This window comes from Cryobacterium frigoriphilum (assembly GCF_004403305.1).
GTDB classification, from domain to species: domain Bacteria; phylum Actinomycetota; class Actinomycetes; order Actinomycetales; family Microbacteriaceae; genus Cryobacterium; species Cryobacterium frigoriphilum.
On the sequence record NZ_SOHE01000069.1, the window covers coordinates 69,643 to 96,120 of the forward strand.

General features: G+C 64.7%; 24 protein-coding genes and 1 pseudogene. 14 read left to right on the plus strand and 11 right to left on the minus strand.

The features are described 5' to 3' along the window. Positions 1–903: 903 nt before the first annotated feature. Entirely contained in the window at positions 904–2,805 is a 1,902-nt protein-coding gene (locus E3T55_RS16245) for an ABC transporter ATP-binding protein (RefSeq protein ID WP_134520599.1), read from the minus strand. Between the two features lie 229 nt (positions 2,806–3,034). On the opposite strand from E3T55_RS16245, the gene E3T55_RS16250 reads away from it, so the two are divergent. After that, positions 3,035–5,617, plus strand: coding sequence for an ATP-dependent Clp protease ATP-binding subunit (locus E3T55_RS16250; protein ID WP_134520600.1), 2,583 nt, complete (start codon positions 3,035–3,037; stop codon positions 5,615–5,617). 502 nt (positions 5,618–6,119) lie between these two features. Here the strand turns inward: E3T55_RS16250 and E3T55_RS16255 are convergent. From E3T55_RS16255 to E3T55_RS16280, 6 genes are all read right to left on the minus strand, one after another. Next, positions 6,120–6,383 (minus strand): hypothetical protein, encoded by a 264-nt coding sequence (locus E3T55_RS16255; protein WP_134520601.1) that lies wholly within the window; start codon positions 6,381–6,383, stop codon positions 6,120–6,122. Between the two features lie 179 nt (positions 6,384–6,562). Beyond that, entirely contained in the window at positions 6,563–7,654 is a 1,092-nt protein-coding gene (locus E3T55_RS16260) for an LLM class flavin-dependent oxidoreductase (RefSeq protein WP_241993106.1), read from the minus strand. After that, entirely contained in the window at positions 7,651–8,304 is a 654-nt protein-coding gene (locus E3T55_RS16265) for an alpha/beta hydrolase (RefSeq protein WP_134520602.1), read from the minus strand. The genes E3T55_RS16260 and E3T55_RS16265 overlap by 4 nt, the downstream gene beginning before the upstream one ends. After that, the gene (locus tag E3T55_RS16270; protein WP_134520603.1) at positions 8,301–9,215 is read right to left on the minus strand and encodes a VOC family protein; all 915 of its coding nucleotides are present in this window, start codon (positions 9,213–9,215) and stop codon (positions 8,301–8,303) included. The genes E3T55_RS16265 and E3T55_RS16270 overlap by 4 nt, the downstream gene beginning before the upstream one ends. 57 nt (positions 9,216–9,272) lie before the next feature. Continuing rightward, on the minus strand, positions 9,273–9,851 hold the full coding sequence (locus tag E3T55_RS16275; protein WP_134520604.1) for an NADPH-dependent F420 reductase: 579 nt from the start codon (positions 9,849–9,851) through the stop codon (positions 9,273–9,275). A gap of 103 nt (positions 9,852–9,954) precedes the next feature. After that, positions 9,955–10,149, minus strand: a complete 195-nt coding sequence (locus E3T55_RS16280; RefSeq protein ID WP_134520605.1) for a tautomerase family protein — start codon at positions 10,147–10,149, stop codon at positions 9,955–9,957. Between the two features lie 164 nt (positions 10,150–10,313). Here E3T55_RS16280 and E3T55_RS21235 point away from each other — a divergent pair, with 164 nt between their 5' ends. Beyond that, entirely contained in the window at positions 10,314–10,784 is a 471-nt protein-coding gene (locus E3T55_RS21235; RefSeq protein ID WP_134520606.1) for a MarR family winged helix-turn-helix transcriptional regulator, read from the plus strand. Then, positions 10,742–11,263 (plus strand): MDR/zinc-dependent alcohol dehydrogenase-like family protein, encoded by a 522-nt coding sequence (locus E3T55_RS16295; RefSeq protein WP_134520607.1) that lies wholly within the window; start codon positions 10,742–10,744, stop codon positions 11,261–11,263. The genes E3T55_RS21235 and E3T55_RS16295 overlap by 43 nt, the downstream gene beginning before the upstream one ends. A gap of 121 nt (positions 11,264–11,384) precedes the next feature. Here the strand turns inward: E3T55_RS16295 and E3T55_RS16300 are convergent, their stop codons facing one another. Continuing rightward, positions 11,385–11,885 (minus strand): MarR family winged helix-turn-helix transcriptional regulator, encoded by a 501-nt coding sequence (locus tag E3T55_RS16300; RefSeq protein WP_134520608.1) that lies wholly within the window; start codon positions 11,883–11,885, stop codon positions 11,385–11,387. A 211-nt stretch (positions 11,886–12,096) separates the two neighbouring features. Between E3T55_RS16300 and E3T55_RS16305 the strand changes: the two genes are divergently transcribed. Next, entirely contained in the window at positions 12,097–12,564 is a 468-nt protein-coding gene (locus tag E3T55_RS16305) for a DoxX family protein (RefSeq protein WP_134520609.1), read from the plus strand. Positions 12,565–12,769: 205 nt separating this feature from the next. After that, the gene (locus tag E3T55_RS16310; RefSeq protein ID WP_134520610.1) at positions 12,770–14,893 is read left to right on the plus strand and encodes a GmrSD restriction endonuclease domain-containing protein; all 2,124 of its coding nucleotides are present in this window, start codon (positions 12,770–12,772) and stop codon (positions 14,891–14,893) included. A 214-nt stretch (positions 14,894–15,107) separates the two neighbouring features. Here the strand turns inward: E3T55_RS16310 and E3T55_RS16315 are convergent, their stop codons facing one another. Together E3T55_RS16315 and E3T55_RS16320 are read right to left on the minus strand one after the other, a co-directional pair. Further along, positions 15,108–16,208 (minus strand): SDR family oxidoreductase, encoded by a 1,101-nt coding sequence (locus E3T55_RS16315; protein ID WP_134520611.1) that lies wholly within the window; start codon positions 16,206–16,208, stop codon positions 15,108–15,110. A 65-nt stretch (positions 16,209–16,273) separates the two neighbouring features. Next, positions 16,274–17,236: an aldo/keto reductase gene (locus E3T55_RS16320; protein ID WP_134520612.1), complete on the minus strand. Its 963-nt coding sequence runs from the start codon at positions 17,234–17,236 to the stop codon at positions 16,274–16,276. Positions 17,237–17,349: 113 nt separating this feature from the next. Between E3T55_RS16320 and E3T55_RS16325 the strand changes: the two genes are divergently transcribed. The 9 genes and pseudogenes from E3T55_RS16325 to E3T55_RS20965 all read left to right on the plus strand — a co-directional run bounded on the left by E3T55_RS16325 (position 17,350) and on the right by E3T55_RS20965 (position 24,282). Then, positions 17,350–17,832: a MarR family winged helix-turn-helix transcriptional regulator gene (locus E3T55_RS16325; RefSeq protein ID WP_134520613.1), complete on the plus strand. Its 483-nt coding sequence runs from the start codon at positions 17,350–17,352 to the stop codon at positions 17,830–17,832. A gap of 305 nt (positions 17,833–18,137) precedes the next feature. Then, entirely contained in the window at positions 18,138–19,409 is a 1,272-nt protein-coding gene (locus E3T55_RS16330) for an ABC transporter substrate-binding protein (RefSeq protein WP_166791814.1), read from the plus strand. 4 nt (positions 19,410–19,413) lie between these two features. Continuing rightward, positions 19,414–20,157, plus strand: a complete 744-nt coding sequence (locus tag E3T55_RS16335) for an ABC transporter ATP-binding protein (RefSeq protein ID WP_134520615.1) — start codon at positions 19,414–19,416, stop codon at positions 20,155–20,157. A 68-nt stretch (positions 20,158–20,225) separates the two neighbouring features. Continuing rightward, a pseudogene (locus E3T55_RS16340) lies at positions 20,226–20,909 on the plus strand (ABC transporter ATP-binding protein); the annotation flags it as partial. Next, positions 20,906–21,778, plus strand: coding sequence for a branched-chain amino acid ABC transporter permease (locus E3T55_RS16345; protein WP_134520617.1), 873 nt, complete (start codon positions 20,906–20,908; stop codon positions 21,776–21,778). The pseudogene E3T55_RS16340 and the gene E3T55_RS16345, both read left to right, overlap by 4 nt. Continuing rightward, positions 21,778–22,821 carry a branched-chain amino acid ABC transporter permease gene (locus E3T55_RS16350; RefSeq protein WP_134520618.1) on the plus strand — a complete coding sequence of 348 codons (1,044 nt, stop codon included), beginning with the start codon at positions 21,778–21,780 and terminating at the stop codon, positions 22,819–22,821. The genes E3T55_RS16345 and E3T55_RS16350 overlap by 1 nt, the downstream gene beginning before the upstream one ends. A gap of 14 nt (positions 22,822–22,835) precedes the next feature. Beyond that, entirely contained in the window at positions 22,836–23,666 is an 831-nt protein-coding gene (locus tag E3T55_RS16355; RefSeq protein WP_198418588.1) for a glucose 1-dehydrogenase, read from the plus strand. A 17-nt stretch (positions 23,667–23,683) separates the two neighbouring features. Next, complete coding sequence (locus tag E3T55_RS20960; protein ID WP_255455404.1) at positions 23,684–23,950, plus strand: SDR family NAD(P)-dependent oxidoreductase; 267 nt, start codon at positions 23,684–23,686, stop codon at positions 23,948–23,950. Beyond that, entirely contained in the window at positions 23,947–24,282 is a 336-nt protein-coding gene (locus E3T55_RS20965; protein WP_255455405.1) for an SDR family NAD(P)-dependent oxidoreductase, read from the plus strand. Before E3T55_RS20960 ends, E3T55_RS20965 begins: the two co-directional genes overlap by 4 nt. A gap of 142 nt (positions 24,283–24,424) precedes the next feature. On the opposite strand, the gene E3T55_RS16365 is transcribed toward E3T55_RS20965, so the two are convergent. Then, the gene (locus tag E3T55_RS16365) at positions 24,425–26,437 is read right to left on the minus strand and encodes an acetoacetate--CoA ligase (protein ID WP_134520620.1); all 2,013 of its coding nucleotides are present in this window, start codon (positions 26,435–26,437) and stop codon (positions 24,425–24,427) included. Between the last annotated feature and the right edge of the window lie 41 nt (positions 26,438–26,478).

The window sequence follows — 26,478 nt, forward strand, 5'->3', positions numbered from 1 at the left end:
TCAAATCCTGGCAGCCCGACCAAAGGGCCGTTCACGAAACGGTCTGGTTGGAACAAAAAGAAGTCGCTCCTGAGTATTCTCAGGAGCGACTTCTGGTTCAAGCCGTGTGTGCGTCGGGTTATGTCGGCGATTCGTAGGCCGGGGCCATGTCGCCGGTGGCTTTTTGTGGTTTGGGGCGCGTTGGATCGTTGGCAGTGCGGAGAGGCTTGTGAATATTCGCTCTCCTGGGGGCCGGTGTTTTTGACCTTCGGGGCCACTGGTCAAAAGTGCTAGCAGCTTGTTCTGGGGCCACCGGATATCTTTGGTGGGGGCCATCCTAGGTTCCGGCGTCACGCCGACGCGATCATGGACGCCATCGTGCACAGTACGCTTCGGGCTGAGACCGGCGGGCCAAGATGTGCTCGAACTCGCCGCCGGCCAAGTCGAGATTCGAGCCCCTTGCGCGGTCGGAAACCACTGGCCCCCGACCGAGCGTGTGTTTGAGCACTCAGGGACCGGCCATTTCAGCACGTCATTCCGGCCATTTCATCACCTACATCCGGCCATTTCAGTGCCCGCCCGTGCTGGCCTGCGCGACTCCGAATAGTGATGGTCGTCTGCACCTGCCGCAGCGGCTAAATCGGCGCGAGAGCAGGGCTGGACGGAGCAGCGGCCATGCTCTGGGCGTGCACAGAGACGCCGCTAGCTGTCGCTACCGACGTTGAGCTCAGCAGATTCCCGGGCGCTCAGATGGCAGGAAAGTTAGCGCTCTTTTGGCCGGTTCCCAACTGACGAAACACACCGAGCGACTGCCTGGCACCTCAAGGCAATATCCGTGGCCCCCTGTCACGGGTTCAAATGAAGCAAGTGCATGGCTCGGGTACAGCCCCCGAGACGCTCGGGGCGGGGCACCGAGCTCAGCGACTAGGTCCTGCTCAGTGCTTCCACATCGGCCGCAACATTCTTCTCCACGGCGAACTGGGTCCGGTGCAATTCCTCGTACCGCCCACCCATAGCCAGCAGTTCCTCGTGCGTACCGCGCTCCACGATCGAGCCGTCCTCAACCACGAGGATCAGGTCCGCGCTGCGGATGGTGGAGAGGCGGTGTGCGATGACCATCGCCGTGCGTCCCTCGAGCGCCTCGCTGAGCGCCGCCTGCACGGCGGCCTCAGACGTCGAGTCCAGCGCCGCCGTCGCCTCGTCGAGGATAACGACGCGCGGCTGGGCGAGCAGCAGACGCGCGATGGTCATCCGCTGGCGCTCACCCCCGGACAGTCGGTAGCCACGCTCTCCCACCATGGTGTCCAGCTGGTCCGGCAGGGATCGGATGAGCGGCTCGAGCCGCGCACGGCGGACGGCGTCCCATACTTCGTCGTCGGTCGCCTCCGGCCTCGCGAGGCGCAGATTGGAGAGGATGGTCTCGTGGAACAGGTGGCCGTCCTGCGTTACCATGCCCAGGCTGTGCCGCATGGAGGCGAAAGTGACATCGCGGACATCCGTCCCCGCGAGGCGCACGGCGCCGCTGTCGACGTCATACAGGCGCGAGAGGAGCTGCGCAATCGTGGACTTGCCGGCACCGGAGCTGCCAACGAGGGCAACGGTCTGCCCTGGCTCGATCCTGAAGGACACGCCGTGCAGCACCTCGTCGCCGCCGCGGGTGTCCAGCGTGGCAACCTCCTCAAGAGAGGCGAGGGACACTTTGTCCGCGGACGGGTAGGCGAAGCGGACGTTGTCGAACTCGACGGCCACCTGGCCTTCGGGCACGGCGACGGCGTCGGGCTTCTCCTTGATGAGCGGGTCGAGGTCCAGCACCTCGAAGACGCGCTCGAAGCTGACCACCGCGCTCATGATTTCCACCCGCGCGTTTGCGAGGCCGGTGAGCGGCGCATAGAGGCGGGTGAGGAGGAGTGCCAGGGTGACCACGTCACCGGTATTCAGCTGACCGGCCAGTGCGAGGAAGCCGCCGAGCCCGTACACGAGCGCGAGGGCGAGAGCGGAGACGAGCATCAGTGCGGTGAAGAAGACGAACTGCAGCATCGCGGCCCGGACTCCGATGTCGCGGACACGGGCGGCGCGCACGCGGAACTCTTCGGCCTCCTCGTCGGGCCGGCCGAACAGCTTGACGAGGGTGGCGCCGGGCGCCGAAAAGCGCTCAGTCATCTGCGTGCTCATGGCGGAATTGTGATCGGCGGCCTCGCGGCGCAACGCGGCGAGGCGGCTGCCCATGCGGCGCGCGGGTACCAGGAAGATGGGGAGCATGATCACGGCGAGAACCGTCACGAGCCAGGACGTGCTGAGCATGACGATCAGGGTGAGAATCAGCGCCACGAGGTTTGTGACAACACCGGACAGCGTGCCGCTAAAGGCTTGCTGAGCGCCGATCACATCGTTGTTGAGGCGGCTCACGAGGGCGCCCGTGCGTGTGCGGGTGAAGAAAGCGATCGGCATCTTCTGCACGTGGTTGAAGACGGCTGTGCGGAGGTCCAGGATCACGCCTTCACCGATCCGCGCCGAGTACCAGCGCGTCACGAGTGACACGGCGGCGTCGGCCACGGCCACGAGGGCGATGACGACGGCGAGCCACACGATCGTGGTGACCTCGCCCTGGGCGACGATGACGTCGACCACCTGGCCGGCGAGTACCGGCGTCGCGACCGCGAGGAAAGCTCCCGCGGTGGAGAGGGTGATGAAGATGAGCAGCTTGGATCGGTAGGGCACCGCGAACGTCATGATCCGCCGAACGGATTCACGGGAGAAGCCGTGCTTGCCGTCCCTAGCGGTCGAGATCTTGTGCAGCGAGCTCCAGGCCGCGCCTTCCATGCTCATTGAGGTTCCTTCCGTGGGCAACAGCCCAGTTTAGACGGCGAGTTGCGCTTCGGTCATACCTGCGGGGGGTTGCTTGATGGTCACGGAGAGGCGATGACGGATGCCTCCTACGCGGCCTAACGGACGGAAATCCGCTTGGGGAAGCTGGCCGCCGATCTGAACGCGGGAATGAATTCCGCCCCTCCGCGTTAAGTTGAGTCAATGGCACTCAAGTTTCACAGGAGGACACATGCCAACATTCTTCAGCCCCGAAAATTCAGGAGACGGCTCGTTCGACGAGTTCATCGCACGGTACCTGCAAGGTCAGCGTTCTGCACCATCAGCTCGCCCAATCGATCTCACCCGGCTGCTGAGCCGGCGCACCCACGAGGTGCTCGCCAATGCTGCCCGTTTCGCCATTGCGCACGGCCACACGGATGTCGATGCCCTGCACATCCTGCGGGTCATGGTTGATCAAGCGCCCATCGACGAGCCGGTACGCAATGCCGGAGCAGACCCCGTCGCGATCATCGAGGCCGCCGACCAGCGCTTGCCGGGAAACTCGTCACCGAGCGACGACCCTGCGCCGGCGCTAACGCCGTCCGCGCAACGAGCCCTGCTCGACGCGCATCAGGTGGCGCGCGCATTCGGCTCCACCTACATCGACCCGGAGCACTTGTTCTTCGCGCTAGTCCTCAACCAGGATTCGCCCGCCGGTCGCGTGCTGGCCGCGGCCGGAGTGACCCCCGCGTCTCTGCAGGCGGGCGCGGTGAACGCCGCCAACGGCGAATCCGCAGACCAAGGCCCGCAGCCGGCATCCGTTGATTCGGACACGCCGATGCTCGACACCTACGGCATCGACCTTACCCAGCACGCCCGCGACGGCAAGCTTGACCCGGTGATCGGCCGGGCCGACGAGATCGCCCAGACCCTCGAGATCCTGTCGCGACGTACGAAAAATAACCCGGTGCTGATCGGTGAAGCCGGCGTCGGCAAGACCGCGATCGTGGACGGGCTGGCCCAAGCGATCGTCGACGGCCAGGTTCCGCAGCAGCTGCGCGGCAAGCGCGTGATTGCCCTCGACCTGCCTGCCATGGTCTCTGGAACCCGCTTCCGCGGCGATTTCGAAGAGCGCCTGACCAAGACGATGGACGAGATCAGCGCGCACACTGGCGAGCTCATCATCTTCATCGACGAACTTCACACCGTCGTCGGCGCCGGAGGGTCCGGTGAGGGCGGAATGGACGCCGGTAACATCCTCAAGCCCCGGCTGGCGCGCGGCGAGTTGCACGTGATCGGCGCCACGACGCTGAAGGAATACCGGAGGGTCGAGAAGGACCCGGCGCTTGAGCGCCGGTTCCAACCAGTCAGCGTGGGAGAGCCGAGCATCGAGGACGCGGTACTGATTCTCGCCGGGCTGAAGGGCTCATACGAGGAGCACCACGGAGTGCGGTACACCGACGCCGCCATTCGCGGCGCGGTCGAAATGTCGGCGCGATACGTAACCGATCGGTTCCTGCCCGACAAGGCGATCGACCTGATCGACCAGGCCGGCGCCCGGCTGCGTCTGAAGCTCGGCGTCCTGGCCAACCCGGCTGATGCCGCCGCGAATATCGACGCACTGCAAGAGCAGCTTGCGACACTCGAGGCATCCAAGAACGCCGCGGTCGCCGCAGAGCAGTACGAGGAGGCCGCGAGCCTGCGTGACGACGTTGAGTCGGTGAACGAGGCGCTGGTCGCTGCGACGACGGATGCCGTCAGTCCGGCCGATGTGCCGGTGGTCGACGAGGTTGAAATCGCCGAGATCATCTCGCGCTCGACCGGTATCCCGGCTGCCCGGCTCACTGCGGGCGACCGGGAACGCCTCGGGCGACTCGAAGCCGAGCTGCACCAGCGGGTCATCGGGCAGCACGACGGCGTGACCAAGGTCGCCAAGGCGGTGCGGCGGGGCCGCACCGGCATGGGTGACCCTCGACGTCCCGTCGGCAGCTTCCTTTTCCTTGGCCCCACCGGGGTCGGCAAGACCGAGCTTGCTAAAGCCCTGGCCGAGTCGCTGTTCGGCGACGAGAACGCGATGCTGCGGTTCGACATGAGCGAGTTCAGCGAACGGCACACCGTGAGCCGGCTGGTCGGTTCCCCTCCCGGATACGTCGGTTACGACGAAGCCGGGCAACTGACCGAACGCGTACGGCGCAACCCCTACTCGGTGGTGCTGCTCGACGAGATCGAGAAGGCACACCCCGACGTCTTCAACCTGCTGCTGCAGGTGCTCGACGACGGACGCCTGACCGACGGCCAGGGGCGCACGGTGGACTTTCGCAACACGGTGATCATCATGACCTCGAACCTCGGTTCTGAGTTCCTGGCCAGCCGCAGTGGCGCACTCGGGTTTGTCGCCGAGACCGAGGGATCCGGCAACGGCTTCGGCTCGGAGAAGGCACTGCGCGACCGCGTGATGGGCAAGCTCCGCGAAGCCATGCGGCCCGAGTTCCTCAATCGCATCGATGAGGTCGTCTTGTTCCAGAAGCTCGACCAGCCCCAACTGCGGCAGATCGTGCGACTGCTGCTGGAGCAGACCCAGGCACGCCTGGCGTCGCAGGAGATCAGTATCCAGGTGAGCGACGAGGCGGTGGACTGGATCGCCGCCCACGGCTACGAACCCGAGTATGGTGCCCGTCCGCTACGCCGGGTCATCCAGCGCGAGCTCGACGACCGCATCGCCGATCTGCTCGTGGCCTCGGATCTCGAGGCCGGCGGGCACGTGACGGTCGCCGTGGGCGGCGACGCGCTCGTCGTGACGGCAGAACGTGAGCGGATGCCGCTGGCCGCATAGCGCAAACAGACGTCGGCACACACGACCGGGCTCGTGATGGAGCAGATGGAGTCGTTGGTCCCCGGGTTTGCCGAGACCCGCGTGTGAACATGTTGACACTCGAGGGGTCCGGGCCGACCTTTCTGGCCTTCACGTCACCAGACGCGATCATCGCGCGGACGGGGCGCGGACCGATTCCGTTTCGCTTCGCGACCTCGTCCACATCCATGACAGAACCATCCCGCCAGAATTGTGACAGTTCTACGCCGCTCAGCCTCAATGAGGTTGCGTCCCAAGCGACTTCACGAGCGCTTTTTCTCTCGTTTGGGCTACAGAAGAATGCGACTCCTGAGCCGTGGCCGCCATCCGCTCTGCCGTGGTGTCCGAGATGTGGGCGGCATTCGCGCACCCAATGCCGATCGAGACTGCACGTACCAACGCTGAGGCGACGGCCCATGGCGCCATGACCGGTACGAAAAACGGTCCCCGCCCCGACCGGGGCAGGGACCGTCGCCGACCGAGATCAGCTGCGGCCAGGGGCGCGCGTCGAGGGGCTACCCGTGGTGTCGCGGCAGTTCGAGGCACCGGAAGTTCCAGCGTGCGGGCCGGGGTTGCCGCCCTCGGCGTGAGTCGCCTCCTTGACGTGGTCATTGCCGAAGTAGGAGAAGCCGGGAGAGGTCATCTCGGTATTTTGACAGTGCGCTGCCGATGCGGCCGTAGTGGTTCCTCCGACAACGCCGAAGGCGATAGCGGCCACGACGAACGAGTAGCTCAGAAATTTCTTCATTGAAATTCTCCTTTGTAGGTCAGCTTGCGAGGGGGGGGTCGTGCTGTTGGCTTACTGAGAAGGGTTCGGAACCGGAGTGAAATTGGATTGGACGCGCACCGACAGACGGACAAATGCGGAGTCTGGGCCGGCGCACAGTTCAAGAAAATCAGCGTCGAGCCTGGATCCGAGGTTGTTCATCACAGCGCCGGTACCTCAGGCACGGATTGTCGCCGCACGTCGCGCGCGGTAGCGGTAGCCCTGGCGGTTGCCGCTCTCACGGCGGGGAGCACCTCGGTGGCAAGAAGTTCGATAGAGCGAAGCGTGTCGGCCTGAGAGAGGCCGCCGAGGCCGACCTGAGCGAGGAAGCGGGTGTGGCCGAGGATCTCGTGTTCCCAGAGGATTTTGTCGATGATCTCCGCGGGACTGCCGGCGAAAAGCGCTCCGCGGGGGCTCGCCCAGGCGTCGAAGGAGTCCCTGTCGAGGTGCCCCGCGCGCGGCATATTCTGGCCGATGTACGAGGAGTAGTGCGGGTAGAAGGTATCGCGGGCGCCTTGCGAGGTTGCCTCCACGTAGAAATGGGAGGTCACCCCGATCCGGCCCGGAACGCGACCGGCATCCGCCGCGGACCGGCGATAGAGATCAGCGAAGGCAGCGAAGCGCGCAGGGTCGCCCAGGATGGCGAAGTAGGCTGGCAGGCCGAGAGTTCCGGCCCGTACCACCGAGGCGGGCGTGCCGCCGACGGCCAGCCAGATCGGCAACCCGCCACTGGTCGGGCGCGGCCAGACCCCCGCATTCTGGAGTGGCGCGCGGGTTGTTCCCGACCACGTGACCGGGTTTTCGGCGCGCAGCCGCAGGAGGAGATCAAGGCGATCCTCGAAGTACTCGTCATAGCGGTTCAGATCCTGGCCGAACAGGGGGAAGGACTCGACATAGGCTCCACGGCCCGCGGTCAGTTCGGCCCGTCCAGCGCTGAGCAGATCGAGGGTGGCGAAGTCTTCGAACACGCGCACCGGGTCGGCGCTGGAGAGCACGGTGACCGTGCTCGTCAGGCGGATTCGGTGCGTCTGCGCAGCTGCGGCAGCAAGCACCACGGCGGGCGAAGACACCGCAAAATCCGGCCGATGATGCTCCCCGACGCCGAAGACGTCGAGGCCGGCCTCGTCCGCGACTCGTGCCCACTCCAGGAGGTCGCGCAGCCGCTGCTCGGGGGCTATGGGGCTGCCGTCGCCACCTCGAGTGAGCTCACCGAAGGTGAAGATTCCGATCTCAAAGGGCGTGGGGATGGTCACTCGTTGCTCACGGCGCCGGCGCCCACTTCGCGGGCGAGGAAGTCGTGCACATCGTCGATCTCCTGGGCGCTGATGCCGTGCGCCAGGCCGGGATACACCTTCTCCACGAGGGTGGAGTGCTGGGGCAGATAGGCACGGGTGCGCCCGATCGACGGCTCCCCGATGACCCGGTCCTCCGCGCCGCGTCCCCAGAACAGGGCGGGGCGTGAGTGGGTGAGGGCGTCATCGCCCGGCTGCGACGCGGCCTGAACGAAGCCGCCGAGAACGACCGGGGCAAGTACCCGCTCCGGTCGGGTGCGCAGAAGCTGGTTGGCCATGAGCCCGCCCTGCGAGAACCCGAGGGGGACCACCTTCGTAGACGGGTCCAGGTTCTCGTCGACCCAGGCCCAAATGGCATCGGTCGCCTCGGCGACGGGTGCGGAGTCGGGATTTCCGGGGGTCACGATGGAGAACCACGCGGCTCCGCCGTTCCCGGCCTCGAGCGGCGCTCGCAGCGATGCCCACGGCATCGCGAGCTTGAGCGGTGCGGCCAGCCCGGTGAGGTCGGCCTCGTTCGAGCCGTAACCGTGCAGCAATATGACGACGGCGGGGGCGGTCGCCGCTTCCATTGCCCATGCCGGTGAGCGGATGTCTCTCAATGCCACGGTCATCGGGCAATCAGCTCCTCAAGCGACAGGTCGGGTAGTGCAACGGTGACCTGGGTGCCCCAGGGATCGGTGACGCTGACCGAGCGGCCGTCACCGCGAAACGGAATCGAGCGTGCACGCAGGCGCGTTGTCAGCGCTTCGATGTCCGCGGCTTCCGGTACGGTCACCGACACGCTTCCCAGCCCAAGGCTCGCCGCTCGCGGTCCGGACCCGGCGCTGTTCCACACGTTCATCGCGATGTGGTGGTGGTACCCGCCCGCCGACGCGAACAGCGCACCGCGGTACTGGGTTTGTGTGGTCTCGAAGCCGAGCGCATCGACATAGAAAGCACTCGCCACGGCCAGGTCGCCCACCTGCAGGTGCACGTGGCCGACCGTGCCGGCGAGTGATGAAACCGTGTCCAGGGTGTCCTGCGCCAGATGACTGCGCAGGTAGGCCTGAGGGTCTAGATATTCTGTCGTCATCTGGATTTCTGAACCGTGGTGAACCCACTGGTCGCGGTCCCGGTCGGTGGAGAGTTCCACGCCGTTTCCCTCCGGATCCGTGAAGTAGAACGCTTCACTGACCAGGTGGTCGCTCGCTCCGACGAATCGGCTGCGCGGGTCCTGCGCTGCGCGGTACACCGTGGCTGAGAGGCTCTCGGCGGTCTCGAACAGAAACGCCGTGTGGAACAGGCCTGCCTGACGGGGGTTCACCGCCGGCAGATCGGGAGTGTGAATGAGCCGCACGAAGGGGGTCCGCCCGCGGCCGAGCACACGGTGGACCTCCCGCTCGCGGCTAACGTCCTCGAGCGGATCCAGGCCGAAGGCCCGTGAATAGTAATCGGACATGCTTTCCAGGTCGCCGACCCGGAGGGTCACGGCGCCCATCGATGTCTGGGCGTTCAGAACTCGATCATCATTCACGGCGGTCATCTGGTGCTCCGATTGAGGTGTGGTGGCGAGTGGTTTGGTGGCGAGTCAGCGAGTCGGCTAGTTGGCTACAGCGAAGCCGCCGGCCCAGGTGATCTTTTCACCGACGGCAAGCGTGAGCTGCAGAAAGCCGAGGGCTTCGAGCTCGTGAGCACGAGCCAGCGATCCAGCGTCGATAGCGGCCACGCCACCGGCCGTCACTGCCGCAGCGAGCGTGTTCTTGGCATCCGTGTTGTCTCCCGCGATCAGAACGGTCGTCTTCAATCCGCCGACCTGTGCGCTTGCCAGCGTGGCGGCAAACGTCGTGTTGAATGCCTTGAGAACCGTGCTTCCGGCCAGTTTGGTCTGAATCTCTGCGGTGGCGGAACTGCCGACGGGAACGACCAGCGAGTCGAAGGTCTCGAAGTTCAGCGGGTTGGTGATATCGACGACGATCTTGCCCTGAAGCTGCTCGGCGTAGGCGGTGACGATGTCGTCGACGGCGGCGTACGGCACGGCCAAGATGACGATATCCCCGGTCAGCGGCGCGGTACCGACATTGGCGTGTGCGATGTGTGTGACGTCACTCCCGCCAGCGGCAAGGACGCCGCCGATTGCGCTGCCCATGTTGCCGGTACCGATGATTGTGAAGCTCGTCATGATCTGACCCTTTTCTGTCGTCGTCTCCACGTCTGTGGATTACTTGTACCTCAAACTAACACAAGCTACTTGTAGATACAACTATTGACGAAAATTGGTCGCTTTACGTCAAGCCCCGCTGCTCGGCCAGCGTGACGCCGCCCGAGAGCCAGAGCGCTGGCGGGATCTCTCGGACCAGCACGCGGATGCTCGAGCGTGGCGCTCCCCATTCTTCGATCGCTGTGTGGACGCAGCGCATGAGGTCGCGCAATTGCTCCTCCGTGCGCCCCTCGGTGAGGGTGATTTCAACCAGTGGCATGCTGTCTCCCGTACTCAATCAGTCAGAAAATGATCTGCGGTGGCCTAGTTGCGCAGCGCAGCGGCGGCGGATGCGGCGCCGCCGGCGTATGCGCCATCGGGGTGCACGGTGTCGTTCTGCATGTCGATGATGAGGAGGGCAGTGGTCATGGGGGAGGTCATTCGATGGCCTTTCGTTGGGGGGACTCGGGCGGACGCGTCGAAAAAATCCAGAGTACAGAACTATTGCCGGTACAACCTATTCTCAGGAACATATATGGGCGAGGACGAGAGAAAGAACGGGCGACCACTGCCCGCGTACAGGACATCTCCGCCGAGATGTCGATCACGGTCGGGGCGACGAGCAAGCTCGTCGGCCGGCTCGAATGGGCTGGCCTCGCCGTGCGTTCCGCCCATCCCCGTGATCGACGGTCTTCGGTTGTCTCTCTCAGCGACCGGGGCCTGACCTCCCTGATGGCGGTCGCCGAGGTCGCCGAGGCCCATCTTCGGGTGCTGGGCGACATCCTTCCGGCCGACCGAGCCGATCTCCTGTGCGGACAGCTATCTGCGCTTCGCGCGCACTCCAGGGCGGCGGTGAGAGCACGATCGAGACGATGCGTGCCGTCGTTATCGACCGGCCGGGTGTCGGCACGGTAGCGGATGCGCCCGGCGGCGAGTTCTCGGTTGGCGCGAGCGTCGCAGCGATGATGGGCGGCATGGGCCGGGGTTTCGACGGTGGCTATGCGGAATTCGTCTCCGTTCCTGCCGGCAGCGTCGTACCCTTCTCCGGCTCACTCGGCTGGGATATTCTCGGCGCCGTGCCGGAAATGCTGCAGACCGCGGCGGGCTCTCTGCGCGTCGGCCTGCAGGCAGTCGGTGGGCAGAGTCTGCTCATCCGCGGTGAAGCGTCGTCGGTGGGACTGGCTCTGGCCACCCTCGGTGAGCTTCGCGGAATGACCGTGCTGGCCACCACTCGCAACCCGGCGAGCCGGGCACTGCTCGAGGCCGCCGGTGTGCACCACGTCATCATCCATGACGGCGACACTGCCGCACAGGTTCGGCAGATCGTGCTCTTTCGTGCACGAGGGTTTCAGGCCGGACTTAGGCCAAGACCATGCCGCCGTCGATCATTCTGATCTGCCCGGTCATGTAGTACGTGGCGTACACGGCGCCGTCGCTCGGGCAGGTCGGCCATCGTTGGAGTGCCAACGATGGCCGGGCTGCCTGTTCATGATTAACGGGCCTGAATTAGCCGTCTCAGCGGCGACCGTCAGCCTCAGAGTCGCTGGCGAGCATGCGGCCATCCGGATCAAGCTGTTTCAGCACGACGGTGAAGATTTCCGACAGGTTTTCAACCTGCGTCGGGGTCAGCGCATCGATCACGAGCCTGCGGACCGCCGCAACGTGGCCGGGGGCGGCCGCGACAACTTTTTGCCAACCAGCCTCGGTGAGTTCCACATTCGTGGCTCGACGATCCTCCGAGCAGGGGGATCGTTTGACGAGGCTGGCGGACTCGAGGTGGGTCACCACCCGAGACAGTCGCGGCAGAGTCGCGTTGGTCCGGGCAGCCAAGGCGCTGGTTCGGAGCACGCGATTCGGTGCCTCCGACAGCATGGCCAGAGTGAAGTACTCGAAATGGGTCAGGGCCTCGTCCCTGCTCAGCTGCAGGTCGAGTGCGGCCGGGAGCAGTTCGAGAACGGCCGTGAATTTGACCCATGTGCTGCGCTCGGCTGCCGATAGCCATTTCGTCTCGATCATGACTCGATTCTATCGAAACTTGCAGATACAACCAACCCCGGTTACGTTGGTTGTACAAGCAAGTAATTTTTGCTCGGCTCGTCTCACGGGCACAAAAAATCGTTCGCTCAATGCCCGCGCAGAAGCGCACGGAGCCGTTAGAGCGCTGGTACGCCGGTCGGCGGCCGCGAAATTCATACAACCAAACTTCCATTGCTCTCGAGGACACATTATGACTACATCCACCAGTTCCGCCACAAGCATCCAGCAGGGTTCCCCATCGCGTCTCCGCTCCTGGCCGGCGTCGCCGGCAATCGCCATGCTCGTCCTCCGCATCGCCGTCGGCGCAGTGTTCATTGCCCATGGCGCCCAAAAGGTCTTCGTCTATGGCTTCGCGGGGACGAGCGGTTCATTCGCTGAAATGGGAGTACCCCTCGCGTCGATCGCCGGGCCCTTGGTAGGCCTGCTGGAACTGCTCGGAGGGGCCCTTCTCGTTATTGGCCTGGCGACTCGGGTCGTCGCACTAGCCCTCGCTGCAGACATGGCCATCGCGTCAATCCTGGTGCACCTGCCCTTCGGTATCTTCGCGGCAGAAGGCGGGTACGAGCTGACGCTTGCCCTGGCAGCGACTGCGATTGCACTGGTCTTCGCGGGTGCCGGTCGGTTCTCGATCGATGGTGTAGTGACGCAAGGCCGGTGACGTTACGCGCCGGCACGGTCTGAACCGGACTGGGTACGGCTGCTCTCTGGGACGCCCTCAGAGGGGTGGCGCAGCCAGAGTACGGTTTCATCGACCCGCGGCTCACGACCGGCGACGGCCCGTTCCTCGTGCACGGGACCGCATCGTTTATCGTAGGAACAGGTCAATATCCGCTGTGTTCGGTCGATCCAAGGAATAGCTTCTGATGCTCACCCAGGTCATGTCTCCCCAGCAGGTATTCTTCTCCCCGCAACGCCTGGTCGTTCCTTTGTTTCAGCGGCCATATGTTTGGTCGAGAGACGTGCAATGGGAGCCACTGTGGAATGACCTGACCCGTCTCATCGAACTGATCGCTGACGGTGACGGTCAGGCGACGCACTTCCTCGGCGCGGTTGTGCTGCAGGCCCAGGCGACCGCGCTTGGCGACCTGCCGCAGTACGTGGTGATCGACGGGCAGCAGCGTCTGACCACGCTGCAGATTCTTCTTGATGCCCTCCACGCTCAGCTGGAAACACGAGGATTCACCCACCTGGCCGGTCAAGTCCTCACCCTGGTCGAGAACCCGGCGTCGTTCCGGCAGGGACCTGACGATCGCTTCAAGGTATGGCCAACAAACCGGGATCGGGCCGCCTTCTCGGCCGTCATGTCCGCGGATGCACCGATCGAGTATGCCGGTCAGCCCGCCGGTCGATTGGTGGACGCGCACCGGTACTTCTCCTCGGTCATCGGGGAGTGGCTGGACGTGGAGCCCGCGGAATCCGAGCGGCGCGCCGGCCTGCTCGTGCCCGCCATCACCACCCGGTTGCAGCTTGTGTCGATCCAGTTGCTCGCCCACGAAGACGCGCAGGAAATATTCGAGACGCTCAACGCACGGGGGACTCCGTTGACCGCCGCAGACCTCATCAAAAACTATCTGTTCCAACGCCTGGGCGCGGATGAAACGGCGGCGGAGCAGGCATATCACGAGTACTGGGCAGACTTCGAGACGCCGTTCTGGGAGGCCGAGGTTTCGGCCGGGCGCATCAAATATGCCCGGAGCTCGCTCTTTCTGACGCAATGGCTCACGGCGCGAATGTTGAAAGAGATTCCTGCGCGCCAGGTTTTCATGGAATTCAAGCGTTACGCGAGCTCGTCCGGCACGGACATCCTCAGCCTGCTGCGCGCGCTGCGCTCAGCCGCCGATCGATACCGAGCGTTTACCGAGAGCGCCGCAACGCGAGACGGGGTACTCAGCAGGCTCGACCTGTTCGTGTATCGCATGGGCACGCTGGACTCAGAAATCGCAAAACCGTTGCTGATCTGGTTAGGTGAGGCTCAGCAGGTCGCTCTGGACTCCGGCGATCACGATCGGTTGCTCGGCATCGTCGAGAGTTGGTTCGTGCGACGCGCGCTCGTGCGTGCACCGTCGCAGGGCACCAACCGGTTGATGTTGGATCTGCTCATCCAGCTGGCGAAGAGCGGCGCCGCACCCACCCTGGCTTGCGCCGCGGAGGAGTTTCTCGCCGCCCAAACGTCGACCACGGGCTACTGGCCCGATGATGCTGAAATACGACGTGAACTCACCGGATTGCAGGCCTACAAGAAGCTGCGCAAGGGCCGATTGAGAATGCTTCTTGAGGCCGTTGAGGACAGGCTGCGGGGATTTCCCGGTGGTCGTACCTTCTCGGTTTCACCGGTGTCACGTGGCGTGTGCACCATTGAGCACATCATGCCCCAGGAATGGCGCGCGAACTGGAACGTCGGGGTGGACGCTGAATCCGAGAACGCGCGCGACGGCCTGATTCAGACGTTGGGCAATCTCACCCTCGTGACGCAGAGTCTCAACGCCCGACTCTCCAACGCCGCCTGGGCCGCACCCAACGGTAAGCGCGCGGCACTCATCAGGCACGACACGCTCTTGCTGACCCGCGACGTCGTGCATTCCGACACCTGGTCTGATCGTGACATTGGTGCCCGTACGGACGACCTCATCGAGGTGCTCATCGCAACGTGGCCTGTTCCGGAGGGCCATCGTGCGCCCACCGCCAGCGCCGTCGAGCGAGCCCAGTACCGCACGGAAGTCGTCGACATCATCCGCTCGGGCATTCTCCCGCCGGGGTCGACGCTCTACGCGAAACCTGCGGCCCACCGCGGGAATGTCGCATCCGTCAATCTAGACGGAAGCATCCTCATGGGCAGTGCGACCTTTGCGACGCTGAGCGGGGCTGCTCGGCAGCTGCAGGGCGGTGGAACGGTCGCCGGATGGCACTTCTGGTGCGTGGACCCGGCCTTGAGTCGCACGATGGCGGATCTTCGAGCCGAGCACGCTGTCGGAACAGACGGCACGTAGACCACCGCTCTCGGGGGCGCCCAGCACGGCACGGTCCTCGGCTGGACAGCGCGCGTCCGGGCGCAGGTGTGCGGCCTGCTCCGCGGCTGGGCGCAGGTTAGATTCGCGGGCGCAGGTTCTAACCTGCGCCCGGGAGACGAAGGTGCGCCCGGGCATCCGCCGCCGGCCGCGGTCGCCCGGATGCGGGAACCCGCAGCCCCACCGGGTGCGCGAGTCAGTGTGCGCGCAGCGGCGGCAGAACCTTCTGCTCCACAAGCTGGTCGAAGAGGTCGAGCATGCGCGATTCGGTGTCGAGCGCATCGGCGAAGCCAGCCTGACGGATCTTCACCGTCGAGCTGATGTTGTCGGCTTCGTGGTGGAAGAGAAAATCGCCGACGCCCCAGCCGACGAGCTTCTCGAATGGGGTCGGCACCAGACCATGACGCTCCACGAGGCGCTGCCAGACATGTGCCAGGGCGGGCATGGCCTCGACCAGGTGCATCTGCTGCGACGGCGCGTAGTCCATGCCGAAGTGCTCAGCGAATCGCGGCCACAACCCGGCCCACCGAAACTGGTCGCCGTTGGTGACATTGAAGATCTGGTCGGCGGCGTTGTCCGAGGAGCCGGCCCAGATGGTGGCCCGCGCGAGCAATTCGGCATCCGTGGTCTGGTAGAGCACGTCGTAGGAGCCGCGAGTGCCCGGGAACCGCATGGGCAGCCCGAGCTCCTTGCTGATCGCCGCGTAGACCCCGATCACCAGCAGCAGGTTCATGGGGTTGCCGATCGCATAGCCGGTGACGGCCTCGGGGCGCAGCGCGGTGAAAGCGAAGCCGCGTTCGGCGGCGGCGCGCCGCAGCAGGTCCTCCTGCGTGTAGTAGAAGTGCGGAGCGATCAGGCGCGGGTCGGTCTCTTTCGCCGGGGTGTTGAAGAAGCCCAGGTGATGTCCGTATGCCTTGCCGCCCTGGTACAGGGTGACGTGACGCAGGGGAGCGCCAGCGGCGGCCAGCGCATCGAGGGTGTTGCGCAGCAGGGCGTCATTGACCTCGATGAGTTCGGGGTCGGTGGGCTTCTCGATGTACGCGGCGAAGACGAGGTGGGTCACGTCTTTCAGCGCGGCGAGTCCCGCCACGGCCGCCTCGGGGTCGAGCAGATCGACGCTATGGTGCTGCCAGATCGCCTCGGGCAGATCGCGACGGCTGACGCCGTGCACCGTCCACCCCAGCTCGGCGTAGGCGCGGGCGACATAGCTGCCGATCAGGCCGCCGTCTCCCGTGACGAGTACGGTGCCGCCGCCGGTCGGCAAGTCGGTGAGGTCGAGTCCGGGTGTGGTGGTCATTGATGTCTCCAAGTCTGGGGTGCGGCATCCGTCTTGGCGCCGCTAAAGCTGTTATCGCGGCGGTGCTAGCGGACCGCGGCCGGGCTGAGTGCGAAGGGCTGCGAGGCGGCGTCGAGCACGGCGACCTCGGCGGCCGTGAGCTCGAGCGAGGTGGCGGCCATCAGGGCCGGTAGCTGCTCGGTGCTGCTGGCGGATGCGATCGGCGCGGTGATTCCCTTGGCCAGCAGCCAGGCGAGGGCGATGGTCGCGGGGGACGTGGAGCGTGCATCGGCGACCTCGACGAGGGCGTCAATGACCGTGATCGCGTCGGTCGTCAGCAGATCTGCCGCGAAGCCCTTGCGTGCTCGACCGTCGAGGTCGGCCGCCGTGCGGTACTTGCCCGTGAGGACACCGGAGGCGAGCGCGAAGTACGGGAAGACCGCGACGTCGAACTCGCGGGCGATCGGCGCGTAACCCTGCTCGTAGTCCGCCCGGTGGATGAGGTTGTACTGCGGCTGGATCGCGACGGGTACGGTGAGGCCGGCGCTGGTCGCGACCTCGAACCACTCGCGCATGCGCTCGGGGGTGAAGTTCGACAGCGCGATGTGGCGCACCCGACCCGATTCGACCAGACCGTGGGCGACACGCACCTGCTCGTCGATCGAGACGGTCTCGTCGTCGAAGTGGAAGTAGTACAGGTCGACGTAGCTGGTCTGCAGGCGCTCGAGCGACTCGTTCAGCGCGGCGTCGACGTTGTCGGCCGACAGGCCGGCGCGGGCGGGCAGGCCGCCGACCTTGGTGGCGAGGATGATCTGGTCGCGGTTGCCGCGCTCGCGCATCCACTCACCGATGATCTTCTCGGACTCGCCGCCCTCGTTGCCGTCGGCCCACATTGAGTAGGCGTCGGCGGTATCGACGAAGTTGCCGCCGGCGGCGACGAACGCATCGAGAACGGCGAACGAGGCCGCCTGGTCGGAGGTCCAGCCGAAGGTGTTGCCGCCCAGGTTCAGAGGAAAGATGTCGAGGACGGTGCGGGGGATGCGGTTCATGGAACTTCCTTGCCTGGTGACTGGTGGTAAATCCACTCATTGCGAATGACTTGCCGTGGAAAGTAATCTACGTGAGATTACTTTCCGCGTCAAGTTTTCGGTAGAGTCCTGCCATGACCTCGATACCCGAAGCTCGCTGGCTGGATCAGGATGAAAACCGCACCTGGCATGCCGTCTGGAAGCTGATGACCTGGCTGCCCGCGCGCCTCGACGCTCAACTGCGCGCCGACGCGGGCCTGAGCCTCGCCGACTACAACGCCCTCGCCGAGATCTCGGCGGCACCGGATCACACGGTGCGGCTCAGTGAGCTCGCCGCTTCGACCAACATGACGCTGTCGCACCTGTCGCGAGTGATGTCGCGCCTCGAGACGCTGGGCTGGGTTGTGCGTTACCCGGACCCGACTGACGGTCGGTCCACGCTCGCGCACTTGACGGATGGTGGTTGGGCGAAGGTGGTGGCGACGGCCCCTGGCCACGTCGAGGCGGTGCGGCGCTACCTGTTTGACAACCTGTCGGCCGAGGAGTCGCGAGCTCTCGGAGCGGCGGCAGCCGTTGTCGCCAGCGCGGCCGCGCCGACCGGGTCAGCCCGGGAGTAGCGGCCGCGTGCGGCTGAACTTGGCGCATCCGATTCACGCTGGTCACGTCAGCCTTTTCACTGGGTGAAAGGGCATTTTCGGGGTATTCGCCCCGTTGAACCACGAGGAGCGGGGTTCAGGTTCCGAAATAAAGTCTTTCATTCAGTGAAAAGGTTCGCCTTCAGTAGGTCCGAGCGTCCCTAGTCTGGAGTCGTTCACGACGATGTGAGCCGTTCACCTCGATGTGAACACTGACTGATTGGCGGATTATGAAAATCCCATCTACCGGCTCGCTAACGCCAGTGTCTGCCCGCAGGGGTCTGGCCGTGGTTGCTGCCCTCTCTGCTACCGCCTTCGTGCTGACCGGCTGTGCTCCGGCGGGTTCGGCGTCGAGCGGCGCAGAAGGCGACTCTGTCATCAAGATTGGCTACATCTCACCGGTGACCGGCGCCTATGCCGGGTTCAGTGACGGTGACGCCTACATGTTGGGCGTGGTGCGCGAGCAGTTTGCCGACGGTATCGACATCGACGGCACGAACTACAGCGTGGAGATCCTCGATCGCGATTCCGGCTCCGACCCGGCCAAAGCGGGGGAGCTGGCCCAACAACTCATCACGACCGACAAGGTCGACCTGCTCCTGGCGACGTCGACTCCGGAAACGGTCAACCCCGTCATCGCCCAGTGTGAGGCCAACGCCACTCCGTGCCTCACGACCCTTGCCCCCTGGCAGGCGGTCGTCTTCGGGGGTGGATTCAGCGCCGACAAGCCGATGGCCTGGTCGCACCATTACTTTTTCGGGATCGAGGGCTTCGCCGGCGTCGAGCCGTCGGCCTGGGACCAGGTCGAGACCAACAAGAAGGTGGGAGTGCTGTGGCCCAATGATGCTGATGGTGGCGCGTTCCGCGACCCGGCGACCGGATACACGCCGTTCGCGGAGGAGGCCGGATACACCATCGTCGATCCCGGCGCGTATGAGAACGGCAACCAAGACTTCACGGCGATCATCTCGAAGTTCAAGGCCGAAGGCGTAGAAGTCATTACCGGTGTCCCGACGCCCCCGGACTTCGTCACGTTCTGGACCCAGGCGGCCCAGCAGGGGTTCAAGCCCAAGGTCGCTACGATCGGCAAGGCCTTGTTCTTCCCAGCCACCGTGCCGTCAATTCCCAACGACCTCGGCGATGGCCTGGCGTTCACCACCTGGTGGGGACCGACCTTCCCGTACGAATCCAGCTTCGACGGCACGACGCCGGAACAGTGGATCTCGAACTTCGAGGCGAGTCCGGATGGCGCGGACCTCACCTGGAACCAGGCGACCCCCGAGAATGAATCCCTGTTCGAAGTTGCCTCCGCTGCGCTCCAGGCCTCGGGGAACCCCCAGGACAAGGCCGCCGTCAACAAGGCCTTCGACACGATCAACATGATGACCCTGGCCGGCACGGTCGACTTCACGACCGGTCCGTTGCAGGGCGTAGCGACAATTCCGACCGCCGTCGGCCAGTGGCAGAAGACGTCGGCCGGCGAGTGGGAATGGGTTGTCATCGAGAACAGCAAGATTCCAAACCTGCCGGTGGAGCGTTCGATCGAGCCGCTCAACTAGTCGCATGAGTGAATCAGTGAGCACAGAAAAGTCCCTCCTGGAGGTGAATGCGGTCGCGAAGTCCTATGGTGCCCTTCAGGTCTTGACCGAGATCAACTTTGCTGTCCCCACTGGGCAGGCGGTGGGCATTGTCGGCCCGAACGGAGCCGGTAAGTCCACTCTGCTGAGCGTCATCAACGGCACGGAGCGGGCAACCGCCGGCTCCGTGCTGTTCGACGGATGTGACGTGACCGACCTGGGCCCGGAAGTCCGGGCCCGGGCGGGCATGGGACGCACCTTTCAGATCCCCCGCCCGTTCACCCACCTGACCGTGTTTGAAAATGCCCTCTCCGGAGCCTCCTATGGCGCCGGTCTGTACGGCAAAGCAGCCGATGAGCAGGCGCTGCATGCGCTCGAGCTCTCCGGGATGCTGGATCTAGCCAACACGCCCGCGGGCAAGTTGCCGCTGCTGGCGCGCAAGCGACTCGAACTCGCTCGTGCGCTGGCCACGCGGCCGAGACTCCTGTTGCTCGACGAGATTGCCGGAGGACTGACAGAAGCAGAGTGCGACAGCCTCGTCGAGACCATCGCGGGGCTTCACGCCTCGGGCATCACCATCATCTGGATCGAACACGTCGTGAAGGCGCTGCTCGCCGTCGTCGATCGACTCGTCTGTCTGGCCTCCGGAACGCTCATCGCCGACGGGCAACCGGATGCTGTCATGAGCAGCACCGAAGTTCGACGTGTCTACCTCGGAAGTGGGATCTGATGTCACTCCTCAGCGCACAACTGGTCAGCGCCGGCTACGGAGATTCCCGGGCGGTGAGCGACATCGTTCTCACCCTCGCGCCCGGTGAGCTCCTGGCCCTGGTCGGCGCGAACGGTGCCGGCAAATCGACGCTTCTGCGGGTGCTCGCCGGAGCGCACAAGCCCACTTCAGGATCCGTGTGGCTGAAGGACGTCGATATCTCACCCCTGACTGATTTTGAACGTAACCGGCTGGGCATCTCGCTCGTGCCCGAAGGCCGCCGGCTGTTCGCCAGCCTGACCGTGCTGGAGAACCTGATGGTTGGAGCGGGGTCCGGCCGGGTCGGCGAGTGGACAGCCGACCGCGTCGTCGACACGCTCCCCATGCTCAAGCCGCTCCTGAAACGAAACGCTTCACGACTCTCGGGCGGTCAACAGCAGGCGGTCTCGATCGGACGGGCACTGATGTCCAACCCGGAGGTGCTGCTGCTCGACGAGGTCTCTCTCGGCCTGGCACCGATCATCATCGACGAGCTCTACGAGTCCCTGGCTGTTGTTCGCCAGAGCGGCCTCGGCATCATTCTGGTCGAACAGGACCTCTCGCGCACCGTCGCCGTGGCCGATCGAATCATATGTCTGTTGGAAGGCCACGTCGTTCTGCAGGGGGCAGCCGGCGATCTTTCACACGAGCAGATCACCGACGCATATTTCGGACATTCGATCAGCTCATTCTCCAACCCTGAATTGACAACCGAGGAAGGCCTGCAGGCATGATTTTTCTCAACGCACTGATCCAGGGAATTCTGCTGGGTGGCCTCTTCGCCATGGCAGCACTGGGACTCTCCATCGCCTTCGGTGTCCTGCGCGTGGTGAACCTCGCCCACGGCGAGATCATGACGCTCGGCGCCTATCTGGCCTACCTGTCATTGTCGGCCCTCGGGCTCAACGTCTGGATGAGCCTGCTGATCGTGGTGCCGGCCATGGGCGTGGTCGGCTACTGGGTTCAAAGGCTCATGCTCCAGCGTGCTCTGCGCCTCAGTGAGCTGTCGCCGCTCCTGGTCACCTTCGGTCTCGCGATCATGATTCCGAACGCGCTCGTCGAGGTCTTCTCCAACAATAAAAAGCCCCTCCCCACAGGGGACCTGGCCGTGCAGAGCATCACCATCGTCGATGGCATCACGGTCGGTGTGCTGCCGTTGCTCACGCTGGTTGTCGCCGTCGTCCTCATCGCGGGCATGCAACTCTTCCTCGCCCGTACCAAAATGGGGCGCTACATGCGCGCTGCCGCCGACGACTCGGACACCCTGCGCCTGATGGGTATCGATTACCGCAAGGTCTATGCCTTCGCGATGGCCATCGCCTTCGGTATCGCGGCGCTGGCCGGGGTCTTCTTCGGCATCCGCCAGGGGGGAGTGACGCCGTTCGACGGCCAGCTCACCGTGCTGTTCGCCTTCGAGGCCGTGATCATCGGCGGACTCGGATCGCTCTGGGGGACCCTCGCCGGCGGCATCGTGCTCGGTGTCGCGCACTCACTGGCCGGGCAGATCAGCCCCGACCTTCCACTCCTGGTGGGGAACCTGGTGTTCCTCGCCATTCTCGTCTTCCGTCCGACCGGCATCGTCCGAAGCAAGGTGGCCGCATAATGACTACTCTCACCGCTGCATCCTTTCGCGTCGACCGGTACCAGAAGCGAGCGCTCATGGCGGGGGGTGTCTCCGCCGCCATCTTCGTCGCGCTCGCCGCTGCGCCGTATCTGCTCGACCCCGCTATCACCAGTTCCTGGATCAAACTGTTCTACCTGATCACCCTCGCCACCATGTGGAACCTGCTCGCCGGGTACGCCGGAATGGTCTCCGTGGGGCAGCAGGCCTACATCGGCCTCGGTGCCTACGGGGTCTTCGTCTTCAACGACCTGGGATTCGACGCCTACAGCAGCGCTCTCATCGCGTCGATCGCCGTCGGTGCGATTGCGCTGCCGCTGTCCTTTGTCGCCTTCCGGCTTCGCGGCGGGTACTTCGCCATCGGAACGTGGGTGATCGCGGAGGCCGTGCGGCAGATCATCATCCGCTTCGATGAACTCGGTGCCGGTCGCGGGCGCAGCATCTCGACCTATACCGGCGACCCTGTTTTTCGCAACCTGTTCACGTACTGGCTGGCCCTGGGCATCCTGGCTCTCGCACTCATCGTCACCTTCTATCTGCTGCGCAGCCGCATGGGAATCGCCCTGCAGAGCATCCGTGACAACGAGGTGGCGGCGCGCGCGCTGGGAATCAACGTCAGCCGCACGAAGCGTATCGTCTTCACGATCGCGGCCATGGGCGCATCACTGGCCGGTTCCGTCATCTGTATCCAGGCCATCGGGGTTGCCTCCCCGAACCAGATCTTCAGCGTGAGCTATTCGGCGTTCATGATCTTCATGGTCCTGATCGGCGGCATCGGCACCATCGAAGGCCCGATCGTCGGAGCCGTCATCTACTTCGTGATGGATTTCTACTTCAGCCAGCTGGGGTTGTGGTATTTGGTTGTTCTCGGCCTACTGGCCATCCTGGTCACGCTCTTCCTTCCGAAGGGCATCTGGGGCGCCATCCATGAGCGGTTCAACATCTCCCTGTTCCCGGTCGGCCACCGCATCGTGCCCATTGCCGACCACATTCCGACGAAAGTTCTGAGCAATGCCGACGTATGAGGAAGCGGGACACAATGGGAGATTTTGACGGCAAGGCCGGCCTGGTATCGGGTGCGGCCGGGGGAATCGGTCGCGCAACCGCGCTCGCTTTCGCCCGGGAGGGGGGCAGCGTCGTCGTCGCCGACCTCGAAGCGCTCCGGCCGCAGGCCGAGGAGACGGTGCGCCTCATCACCAGCAGCGGCGGTTCGGCCATCTTCGTGCCGACCGATGTCACTCGAGCCGCAGACGTCGAGGCACTCGTCAACGCGGTGGTCGAAACCTACGGATCCCTTGATTTCGCGCACAACAACGCGGGCATTCTCAAGGTTGGATTCACGGCGGAGATTGACGAGGCCGATTTCGACCAGATCATCGCGGTCGACCTCAAAGGGGTTTGGCTGGCCATGAAATACGAGATCCTACAGATGCAGAAGCAGGGTGGCGGAGCAATCGTGAACACGGCGTCGGAGGCCGGTCTGGTGGGCACGCCCCTCGCGGGTCCCTACGTCGCGGCCAAGCACGCGGTTGTCGGTTTGACCAAGACTGCGGCCGGCGAATATGCGAATCAGAATATACGCATCAATGCCGTCGCACCCGGAGCCATTGAGACGCCGATGATCACCGACCTTCCCCAGCAGGCTCGGGATTCCCTGCTGGCACCCCAGCCACTGCACCGTTTCGGAACGGCCGACGAGGTAGCGGATGCCGTTCTCTGGCTGGCATCGTCCCGGTCATCCTTTGTCGTCGGCGCCATCCTGTCCATTGATGGCGGGGCGACGTCGAATGCCCAGTCGTACAGCAGTGAGAACAGCCCGCCATCGTCAGCGGTGGTCGATGCCGAGACCTCACGCACGATCAACGTCTGAAAGGAACTCTGCTGCTCTTGGAAGGCAAAACAGCGCTCGTCACGGGGGCGGGGGCAGGGATCCGTCGTGCCATCGCCCTGAGGCATGCGGCCGAGGGGGCCCGGGTCCTCGCTTCCGATATCGACGACGAGGGGGGAGCGGCAACCGTCGACCTGATCCGGGCGGAGGGTGGGACTGCGGTCTACCAGCATGCCGATGTGAGCTCCCTCGGTGACAACGAGAGTCTGGTCGCCGCCGCTCTGGACCACTGGGGCAGACTCGACATCGCCTGCAGGCCATCGTGAACATCTCGAGCATTCTGGGCCAGGTCGCCTTCACGGGCGTCGGCCCCTATATCGCCGCCAAGCACGGCGTCGTCGGACTCACGAAGAGTGTGGCGCTGGAATACGCGGCACAGGGCATTCGCGCGGTGAGCGTGGGCCCGGCATTCATCACGACGGGTCTGGAGAATCAACTCGACGAGGTGTCCCGGCGTGGTCTGGTGGCCCTGCATCCCGCCGGGCGGATGGGCGAACCGAAGGAGGTCGCCGAGCTGGTCTCCTGGTTGAGCAGTGATCGCGCGTCCTTCGTCAACGGCGGCTATTTTCCCGTTGATGGCGGATACCTGACGCGGTAAGCGGTCGACCGAGCCGTACCGCACGGGCAAGTCACGCCGGGCGACAACAGAGAGAAGGGGATGTGATCTGTTGGATCGCATCCCCTTCTCTGTGTTGTCGTGTTCTCTGTGTTGTCGTGCTGTGCGTCTGCTACTGCTACTGCTACTGCTGCTGCTGCTGGGCCAGGTAGTTCCGGGCCCGGTCGATGAACCAGTCGACGGCATCGGGATTGGCTAGAGAGCCGCGGTTGATGGCCGTCTCGGGGCTGTGGCCCGTGAACAGCTTCTTGATCGGCACCTCGATCTTCTTCGAGGCGTGGGTGACGGGTACCGCCGGCGCCTGAACGATCTCATCCGGCACGTGTCGGGCCGAGGTCAGCCGCCGGATGGTGCTGCTTATGGTGGCCGTGAGCTCGTCGGTTAGCTCGCTCCCCGCATCAAGCACGACGAACAGCGGCAGGTAGTAGCCACCATCCGCTTGCTCAAGCCCGATGACCAGGGATTCCTTGACCTCGGGCACGTGCTGGAGTGCCGCGTAGATGTCTGCGCTGCCGAGGCGCACCCCGCCGCGGTTCAGTGTGGCGTCTGACCGGCCATGCACGGCGAACCCACCGGTCGGTGTCTCTGTGATCCAGTCGCCCTGCACCCAGACGTTCGGAAACGTCTCAAAATAGGAACTTCGGTAGCGGGAGCCGTCGCCGTCACCCCAGAAGAATACGGGCATCGACGGCATGGGGCGGCGAATAACCATCTCGCCCAGTTCACCGACGACCCGTTGCCCAGATTCCGACCACGCTTCGACCGCAACACCCAGAAGCGGGCCCTGAAGCTCGCCCAGACGCACCGGTTCCAGCGGGTTCGACCCGATGAAACCACTGCAGATGTCGGTACCACCGCTATCGGAGCCCAAATGAACGTCGCGCTTGAGGTGGTCATGTACCCAGAGCCACGTGGAATCGGGGAGGGGGGATCCGGTCGACAGAATCGACCGCAGTCTGGACAGGTCCCGTGAGGGCACCGGGGCGATGCCGGATTTTTCGACCAGAGACAGGTACGCGGCACCGGTGGCGAACATCGTCGCCCGGGTCAGCGCAATCACGTCGAACTGACGATCCGTGCGCCCAAACATGGGGGATCCCGAATAGGTGACGACCGAGGCCCCCGACATGAGGTTGTTGACCAGGGTGTTCCAGACCATCCACGAGGTGTTCGCCGCGACGTAATAGCGATCACCCGGCCCCATGTCCTGGTTGAGCCCGGTGCCTTTCAGAGCCTCGAGCGTGATGCCGCCATGGCCGTGCACGATACCCTTAGGTTTTCCTGTCGTGCCGGACGAGAAGAGCACCCAGAGCGGATGTCCGAACGCCACGCGCTGGTACCGGGGCTCGACCGTGTCAGTCAGCAGGCCCGCGAAATCGAGGCGACCAGCCCCGAGTTGGCCGGTGCCGTGGGGGCTGCGCAGCAGAATCGTGTGCGTGCGTTCGGGCAGGCCGGCCTCGACCTCGGCCAGATAGTCGAGGCGGTCGAAGTACTTGCCGTTGAACTGGTAACCGTCCACGCCAATCAACAGTTTCGGCTGCAGCTGGCGAAGACGCTCGAGCGTGGCTGCGGCCGACAGGTCTGGTGAATTAATCGTCCAGATGGCGCCGAGGGAGGCCGTCGCCAGCAAGCCGATGATCGCTTCGGGCACGTTGGGTAAGACGGCGGCGACGCGGTCACCCTCGCCGATTCCCAGCCGGCGCAGGTGGTCGGCAAGCGAAGACACCCGGGACTCCAGCTCTCGCCAGGTCAGTTCGGTCATCGCGTCATCTTCCTGGATCGTCAGGATGGCGGTGGAATCTGCGAGCTCGGGGTTGGCGGCGTGACGCAGCACGTTTTCGGCGAAGTTGAGTTTCGCGCGGGGATACCAGACCGCGCCCGGCATCCGTTCCTCCGCGAGTGCGGGCCCGTCGAAGCCCTCGCCCACGACGTCGAAGTACTCGCGGACGGCATCCCAGAATCCGGACAGGTCGTCGACGGACCACTGCCAGGCTTCCCGGTACGTCGTGAGACCGATCTGCCGGTGTTCGCCGACCCAGGTCATGAAATCCCACAGGCGTGTTTTGTGCTGCTGTTCGACCGTGGGAATCCAGGTGAGGGGGGCTGCCGTCGCTGTTGCTGGGCTCTGTACTGACATCGCTGTCCTTTTCGTGGGTAGAAGTGGTGTGGGGCTGGCCG

What these genes read in the sequence shown, in the direction of transcription:
- E3T55_RS16245 (WP_134520599.1), bottom strand. Translation starts at nt 2,805, where the DNA reads ATGAGCATGGAAGGCGCGGCCTGGAGCTCGCTGCACAAGATCTCGACC.
- E3T55_RS16250 (WP_134520600.1), top strand. Translation starts at nt 3,035, where the DNA reads ATGCCAACATTCTTCAGCCCCGAAAATTCAGGAGACGGCTCGTTCGAC.
- E3T55_RS16255 (WP_134520601.1), bottom strand. Translation starts at nt 6,383, where the DNA reads ATGAAGAAATTTCTGAGCTACTCGTTCGTCGTGGCCGCTATCGCCTTC.
- E3T55_RS16265 (WP_134520602.1), bottom strand. Translation starts at nt 8,304, where the DNA reads ATGACCGTGGCATTGAGAGACATCCGCTCACCGGCATGGGCAATGGAA.
- E3T55_RS16270 (WP_134520603.1), bottom strand. Translation starts at nt 9,215, where the DNA reads ATGACCGCCGTGAATGATGATCGAGTTCTGAACGCCCAGACATCGATG.
- E3T55_RS16275 (WP_134520604.1), bottom strand. Translation starts at nt 9,851, where the DNA reads ATGACGAGCTTCACAATCATCGGTACCGGCAACATGGGCAGCGCAATC.
- E3T55_RS16280 (WP_134520605.1), bottom strand. Translation starts at nt 10,149, where the DNA reads ATGCCACTGGTTGAAATCACCCTCACCGAGGGGCGCACGGAGGAGCAA.
- E3T55_RS21235 (WP_134520606.1), top strand. Translation starts at nt 10,314, where the DNA reads ATGGCCTTTCGTTGGGGGGACTCGGGCGGACGCGTCGAAAAAATCCAG.
- E3T55_RS16295 (WP_134520607.1), top strand. Translation starts at nt 10,742, where the DNA reads ATGCGTGCCGTCGTTATCGACCGGCCGGGTGTCGGCACGGTAGCGGAT.
- E3T55_RS16300 (WP_134520608.1), bottom strand. Translation starts at nt 11,885, where the DNA reads ATGATCGAGACGAAATGGCTATCGGCAGCCGAGCGCAGCACATGGGTC.
- E3T55_RS16305 (WP_134520609.1), top strand. Translation starts at nt 12,097, where the DNA reads ATGACTACATCCACCAGTTCCGCCACAAGCATCCAGCAGGGTTCCCCA.
- E3T55_RS16310 (WP_134520610.1), top strand. Translation starts at nt 12,770, where the DNA reads ATGCTCACCCAGGTCATGTCTCCCCAGCAGGTATTCTTCTCCCCGCAA.
- E3T55_RS16315 (WP_134520611.1), bottom strand. Translation starts at nt 16,208, where the DNA reads ATGACCACCACACCCGGACTCGACCTCACCGACTTGCCGACCGGCGGC.
- E3T55_RS16320 (WP_134520612.1), bottom strand. Translation starts at nt 17,236, where the DNA reads ATGAACCGCATCCCCCGCACCGTCCTCGACATCTTTCCTCTGAACCTG.
- E3T55_RS16325 (WP_134520613.1), top strand. Translation starts at nt 17,350, where the DNA reads ATGACCTCGATACCCGAAGCTCGCTGGCTGGATCAGGATGAAAACCGC.
- E3T55_RS16335 (WP_134520615.1), top strand. Translation starts at nt 19,414, where the DNA reads ATGAGTGAATCAGTGAGCACAGAAAAGTCCCTCCTGGAGGTGAATGCG.
- E3T55_RS16345 (WP_134520617.1), top strand. Translation starts at nt 20,906, where the DNA reads ATGATTTTTCTCAACGCACTGATCCAGGGAATTCTGCTGGGTGGCCTC.
- E3T55_RS16350 (WP_134520618.1), top strand. Translation starts at nt 21,778, where the DNA reads ATGACTACTCTCACCGCTGCATCCTTTCGCGTCGACCGGTACCAGAAG.
- E3T55_RS16355 (WP_198418588.1), top strand. Translation starts at nt 22,836, where the DNA reads ATGGGAGATTTTGACGGCAAGGCCGGCCTGGTATCGGGTGCGGCCGGG.
- E3T55_RS16365 (WP_134520620.1), bottom strand. Translation starts at nt 26,437, where the DNA reads ATGTCAGTACAGAGCCCAGCAACAGCGACGGCAGCCCCCCTCACCTGG.